Origin of the sequence: Actinokineospora sp. (assembly GCF_050699995.1) — a bacterium.
Classification (GTDB): Bacteria; Actinomycetota; Actinomycetes; order Mycobacteriales; family Pseudonocardiaceae; genus Actinokineospora.
The window spans coordinates 1-5567 of record NZ_JBOHGC010000590.1 but is presented as its reverse complement, the minus strand read 5'-3'; the positions used below and the strand labels follow the sequence as shown (position 1 = coordinate 5567).

The 5567-nt window shown below is 70.1% G+C and carries 6 protein-coding genes and 1 pseudogene; 2 read left to right on the top strand and 5 right to left on the bottom strand.

Annotation, left to right across the window (positions count from 1 at the left end):
• Positions 1 to 462 (bottom strand): phosphoribosylformylglycinamidine cyclo-ligase (locus ACRDSQ_RS28720; protein WP_431425339.1); only part of this gene is annotated, 462 nt, incomplete at its 3' end.
• A 31-nt stretch (positions 463 to 493) separates the two neighbouring features.
• Positions 494 to 2038 carry an amidophosphoribosyltransferase gene (gene purF, locus ACRDSQ_RS28715; protein WP_431425337.1) on the bottom strand — a complete coding sequence of 515 codons (1545 nt, stop codon included), beginning with the start codon at positions 2036 to 2038 and terminating at the stop codon, positions 494 to 496.
• Positions 2039 to 2259: 221 nt separating this feature from the next.
• Here purF and ACRDSQ_RS28710 point away from each other — a divergent pair, with 221 nt between their 5' ends.
• Positions 2260 to 3453: an RNA-guided endonuclease InsQ/TnpB family protein gene (locus ACRDSQ_RS28710; RefSeq protein ID WP_431425335.1), complete on the top strand. Its 1194-nt coding sequence runs from the start codon at positions 2260 to 2262 to the stop codon at positions 3451 to 3453.
• A 73-nt stretch (positions 3454 to 3526) separates the two neighbouring features.
• Positions 3527 to 4165, top strand: coding sequence for a TVP38/TMEM64 family protein (locus ACRDSQ_RS28705; protein ID WP_431425333.1), 639 nt, complete (start codon positions 3527 to 3529; stop codon positions 4163 to 4165).
• Here ACRDSQ_RS28705 and ACRDSQ_RS28700 read toward each other — a convergent pair.
• The 3 genes and pseudogenes from ACRDSQ_RS28700 to ACRDSQ_RS28690 all read right to left on the bottom strand — a co-directional run.
• Positions 4162 to 4539, bottom strand: coding sequence for a sterol carrier family protein (locus tag ACRDSQ_RS28700; protein ID WP_431425331.1), 378 nt, complete (start codon positions 4537 to 4539; stop codon positions 4162 to 4164). The two genes, ACRDSQ_RS28705 and ACRDSQ_RS28700, sit on opposite strands and share 4 nt — an antisense overlap.
• Position 4540: 1 nt before the next feature.
• Positions 4541 to 5350 carry an ESX secretion-associated protein EspG gene (locus ACRDSQ_RS28695; RefSeq protein ID WP_431425329.1) on the bottom strand — a complete coding sequence of 270 codons (810 nt, stop codon included), beginning with the start codon at positions 5348 to 5350 and terminating at the stop codon, positions 4541 to 4543.
• Positions 5350 to 5567: pseudogene (locus tag ACRDSQ_RS28690) on the bottom strand (hypothetical protein); the annotation flags it as partial. The gene ACRDSQ_RS28695 and the pseudogene ACRDSQ_RS28690, both read right to left, overlap by 1 nt.

Sequence of the window (5567 nt, the reverse complement as noted above, 5' to 3'; positions counted from 1 at the left end):
CGGGTGCTCGGCGGTCTCGCCGCCCAGCAGCGCGCAGCCCGCGAGGACACAGCCCTCGGAGATGCCCTTGACCAGCGCGGCGATGCGGTCGGGGATGACCTTGCCGACGGCGATGTAGTCCTGCATGAACAGCGGCTCGGCGCCGCAGACCACCAGGTCGTCGACGACCATGGCGACCAGGTCGATGCCCACGGTGTCGTGGATGTCGAGCGCCTGGGCGACCGCGATCTTGGTGCCGACACCGTCGGTGGAGGAGGCGAGGACCGGCTCCTTCCAGCGGTCGAGCTTGAGCTTGAACAGCCCGGCGAAACCGCCGATGCCGCCCATCACCTCGGGGCGGATCGCCTTCTCCGCCCACGGCTTGAGCTTCTCGATGGCCTCATCACCGGCCTCGATGCTCACCCCCGCGGCGGCGTAGGTGGCGCTGGACGAGACAGGCTGGGACTCGCTGGTGTCAGTCATAACTCGAATCACTGTTTGTAGGAACGCGAGATCAGGGACGGCGCAAAGCGTCCTCGGCACCGTACCCGGTGGTGAGGACCGGGGCAGCGGAACCCGCGACGCCCTTCTCGATCCCCTCGAGGAGGTGCTTGCCGATGTGGATGTCCTCGGGCAGCGGGATCGGGTACTTGCCGTCGAAGCAGGCCGAGCAGAGCCTGCTCTTGGGCTGCTCGGTCGCCGCGACCAGCGCTTCGAGCGAGACGTAGCCCAACGAGTCCGCGCCGATGGAGCGGCGGATGCCGTCGAGGTCGAGGCCGTTGGCCACGAGTTCGGCACGGGAGGCGAAGTCGATGCCGTAGAAGCAGGGCCAGCGCACGGGCGGCGACGCGATCCGGACGTGCACCTCCAGGGCGCCCGCTTCGCGAAGCATCCGCACCAGCGCGCGCTGGGTGTTGCCGCGGACCACCGAGTCGTCGACGACGACGAGCCGCTTGCCGCGGATGACGTCGCGCAGCGGGTTGAGCTTGAGTCGGATGCCGAGCTGGCGGATGGTCTGCGACGGCTGGATGAAGGTTCGGCCGACGTAGGCGTTCTTGACCAGGCCGGAGCCGTACGGGATGCCGCTGGCCTGGGCGTAGCCGATCGCGGCCGGGGTGCCGGACTCCGGGACCGGGATGACCAGGTCGGCGTCGGCCGGGAACTCGGCGGCGAGCTTGCGGCCGATCTCGACCCGGGTGGCGTGCACGCCGCGGCCGGAGATCGTGGTGTCCGGGCGGGCGAGGTAGACGTACTCGAAGATGCAGCCCTTGGGCTCCGGGGTGGCGAAGCGGGAGGACCGCAGGCCCTCGGCGTCGATCGCGATCAGCTCGCCGGGCTCGACCTCGCGGACGAACGAGGCGCCGACGATGTCGAGGGCGGCGGTCTCACTGGCCACGACCCAGCCGCGCTCGAGGCGGCCGAGCACGAGCGGGCGGACACCGTGCGGGTCGCGGGCGGCGTAGAGGGTGGACTCGTCGGAGAAGACCAGGCAGTAGGCGCCGCGCACGGTCGGCAGCAGCTCCATGGCGGCCTGCTCGATGCCCTTGTCGGCGGCAGCGGCGGCCAGCAGACCGGTCAGCAGGTCGGAGTCGGTCGTCGCGCCGTTGCGGGTGGCGACACCGAGCTCGGCAGCGCGGTCGCGCAGTTCGGCGGTGTTGACCAGGTTGCCGTTGTGCCCGAGGGACAGGCCACTGCCGATGGCGGTGGTGCGGAACGTCGGCTGGGCGTTCTCCCACGTGGTCGACCCGGTGGTCGAGTAGCGGCAGTGCCCGACGGCGACGTGGCCGCGCAGGGAGGACAGGACCTGCTCGTCGAAGACCTGGCTGACCAGCCCCAGGTCCTTGAACACGACGATCTGGCTGCCGTCGGCGACGGAGATGCCCGCCGCTTCCTGCCCGCGGTGCTGCAGCGCGTACAGGCCGTAATAGGTGAGTTTCGCGACTTCCTCACCAGGCGCCCAGACGCCGAAGACACCGCATTCTTCGCGGGGCTCAGGTTCCGGTTGGTCGATGTTGGCGTCGGGTTTGACTGGGCCAGTCGAGAACTGGTCGGTGACCACCGGAGCGCTCCCTGTGGATGGAGTGAGGCTGCACCCAAGTGTAAGTGCTCGATCGTGTGATGCCGACAATCGGACGGTGGCCCGCGTCACTTCCCGAGGATGCGACCGGGGGGGGAGGACGCGGGAGCGCGGGCACGTCAAGCGCCAAGCATGCCCTGTGTGGTCGGGCGGCTCATCTTTGTCACCAGGTTCTGTCGGTGGGGATCGTTATGTTGATCGGCATGTCCCGGTTTCGTCTCCAGCCGACCCCCGCCCAAGAGTCGGCGCTGTTGGAACACTGTGGACATGCCCGGTGCGTATGGAATCTCGCGGTTGAGCAGCACGCCCACTGGAGCGCGGGGCGAAAGGCGGCGCCGCGGTTCGTCGAGCAGTGCCGCCAGTTGACGCAGGCGCGAGCAGCGAACCCGTGGTTGGCGGCCGGATCGGTGACCGTGCAGCAGCAGGCACTGCGGGATTTCGCCCAGGCGATGGCCAACTTCTTCGGCCGCACGCACCGGCGGCCGATCTGGCGCCGACGCGGCCAAGGCGAGGGTTTTCGGATCGTGGGGGTCGACCCTGGTGACGTGCGCCGAGTGTCGCGCAAGGTCGGTGAGGTCAGGGTGCCCAAGATCGGGTGGGTGCGGTTCCGCTGGTCCCGCGCCGTCGCCGACGGTGTGAAGTCCTTCCGCATCACCCGGGGTCGGGCGGGCCGCTGGCACGTGGCGTTCCCGGTCGTGCCCGAACCGATCGCAGGCCCGGGTGCGGGCGCTGTCGTGGGCGTGGACCGGGGTGTCGTGGTCTCGGCGGCGCTGTCCACAGGGGAGCTGCTGTCTGTGCCCACGTTGCGGAGAACCGAGAAGGCCCGACTGCTGCGGCTGCAACGCAAGCTCGCGAGGGCCCAACGCGGCTCAAACCGGCGTAGCAAGGTCAAGGCAGCGATCGCGAGGCTCAAGGCTCGCGAAACCGACCGGCGCAAGGACTGGGTGGAGAAAACCAGCACCGGCCTGGCCCAGAATTTCGACATGATCGCGGTGGAAGACCTCAAGATCAGCAACATGGTCCGGTCGGCGAAGGGCACAGTCGACACCCCTGGCCGGGGAGTCTCGCAGAAGGCAGGACTGAACCGGGGAATCCTGGCCAACGGGTGGGGTCTGCTCGTCACGCGCTTGGAACAGAAGGCCCCAGGGCGGGTAGTGAGAGTGGACCCGCGGTTCACAAGTCAGCGTTGTTCGGCGTGCGGGGTCGTGGATCGGGAGGCGCGCGAGAGCCAAGCCGTCTTCCGATGCCGATCCTGCGGTTTCGCCTGCAACGCTGATGTGAACGCGGCGCTGAATATTCGATTCGCGGCAGGGCATGCCGTGACCGCACGGGGAGGCCCGCCGTTGGGCGGGCCAGCGAACCGTGAACCTCAACGCGACCTCCTCCTTGTGCGGTAGTCGCCGTTGGAATCCCCCGCTTTCGAGCGGGTGAGGCAGTCAAGTGTTCACCATTGCCATTACGGTGTGTCCGGTGTCCGGACGAAAAGCACTGATCATCGCCCTTGTGGGCCTCGCCGCCTTGGTGGTGGCGGGGTCGCTGGCGCCCGTGCCCAGTCCGGCGGAAGTCCGCACGTGGGCGGCGGCCGCGGGGTGGGCGACACCGGTGCTGTTCCTGGCGGTGTACGCCGTCCTGACCGTGGTGCCGATCCCGCGGACCGTGTTCAACCTCTCGGCCGGCCTGCTCCTGGGTGAGGCCCTCGGTGTCGCGGTGGCGATGCTCGGCACGGCGTTGGCGGCGTGGGCGGCGTTCCTGCTGGCCCGCGGTCTCGGCAGGCGGTGGATGGAGGCGCACCTGGAACGCGACGCGGTGCGCACGGTGAACGCGCGGCTCAGTGGCGGCGGGGTCGCCGGGGTGATCTCGCTGCGGCTGATCCCGATGATCCTGTTCGCGCCGATGAACTACTGCTGCGGCATCTCGTCGATCAGGCTGGGCCCATTCCTGGCGGGGACGGTGATCGGCAGCCTGCCCGGCACCATCGCCGTGGTCGTCCTGGGTGATGCCCTCACCGGCACGACTCCGCCCGCGCTGTTGGCCGTTTACGCGGGCCTGGCGCTGGCCGGGGCGGCGGGGCTGTATGTGGTCCTGCGCCGCCGGCGACTCGTGGACTAAGCCTCTTCGAGGCGCAGCAGCGGCAGCAGGGCTGACAAGTCGGCGCGGGCCCCGGATGCGGTGACCCGACCGGTCGACACGGCATCGGCCCACGACAGGTCGCCGGTCGCGAGGGCGAGCCAGGTTTTCGGATCGGTCTCGATCACGTTCGGCGGTGTCCCTCGGGTGTGCCTCGGGCCTTCGACGCACTGCACGGCCGCGAAGGGCGGCACACGCACCTCGACGCTGCGGCCCGGTGCGATGTCTTCGAGGGTGCGCAGCGTCAGGCGGACGGCGGCCGCGAGAACGGGCCGGGGCGGTTGGGCGCCCGCGTTCCGCCAAGCCCGCACCGCGGTGCGGAGCTCGGCGGGATCGACACGTTTGCGGCCCGGCAACTCAGGACTCGGTGGCCCGCATCGCCTCGGCCAGCATCTCGTCCACCAGGTGCACGAGCTTGCGGGTGTCGGCGGGCGAGATCGTGGTCCAGAAGTTGCCGTCCGACGACGACTTGCGGACCTGGACGTAGCGGCCGTCAGGGGTGTCGAAGAACGACACGACCCGGGCGGCGCGCCGGCGGCGGCCGAGGCGGTCGCGGACGGCTGCGCCGAAGTTCCCGGTGCCCTGGACGTCGCCGATCATCATGGCGAGGGCCCGGGCGTCGTCGGAGCGGACGCCGCGGCCCAGCAGGGCCGCCTCGAAGCTCTTCTGCGTCCCGTCGGTGGCCTTGGCCGCCGATTCGAAGTCGTCGGTGCGCAGCGTCACCGACTGGCCGGGACCGGCCTGCCAGGTCGGCAGCACGCCGACCGCGGCGGGCGCGATGGACTCCGGGGAGATCCGGCTCAGGGTGATCTGCTCGTCCCGCAGCACGGCAAGCGCCGCCTGGGGGCCGACCACACCGGTCATCAGCCGCACACCGCGCCCGGCCCACGCCCGGCCGTCGACCTCGCGGTCGGGGCGGGCGATGATGCCGAACAGGTGCTCGATCTCCGGGTGCACATCGACCTTGCGGCCGAGGCCTCGGGCGTCGAGGTCAGCCCAGACGCGCTCCTCGATGGCGGCGCGTTCCTCGTAGGTCTTGCCCGGGGAGGGCACCTTGACGACCAGCGGCATGGCGCCTGGCGACAGGTGCTCCCACAGGACGTCGAATTCGAGGGTGGAGAGCGAGACGGGCTCGCTCTCCACCTCGATCATGGCTCCGAACGGCATCACTTCTCGCTGGTCTCGCCGATGACGGTGGGGGCGACCATGCGGTCGTCGCCGAAGACGTCCTCGGTTTCCACGAGGTAGTCCGCCAACTCGTACTCTTCGTCTTCCTCGCCCTGGGCTCCACGGGCGCCGCCCATGCCGCCACCCATGCCCTTGCCCGCACCGCCTGCGCCGCCGCGGCCACCGCCCGGACCACCGGGACCGGCCTGGCCGAAGC

What these genes read in the sequence shown, in the direction of transcription:
- ACRDSQ_RS28710 (WP_431425335.1), top strand. Translation starts at nt 2,260, where the DNA reads ATGTCCCGGTTTCGTCTCCAGCCGACCCCCGCCCAAGAGTCGGCGCTG.
- ACRDSQ_RS28695 (WP_431425329.1), bottom strand. Translation starts at nt 5,350, where the DNA reads ATGCCGTTCGGAGCCATGATCGAGGTGGAGAGCGAGCCCGTCTCGCTC.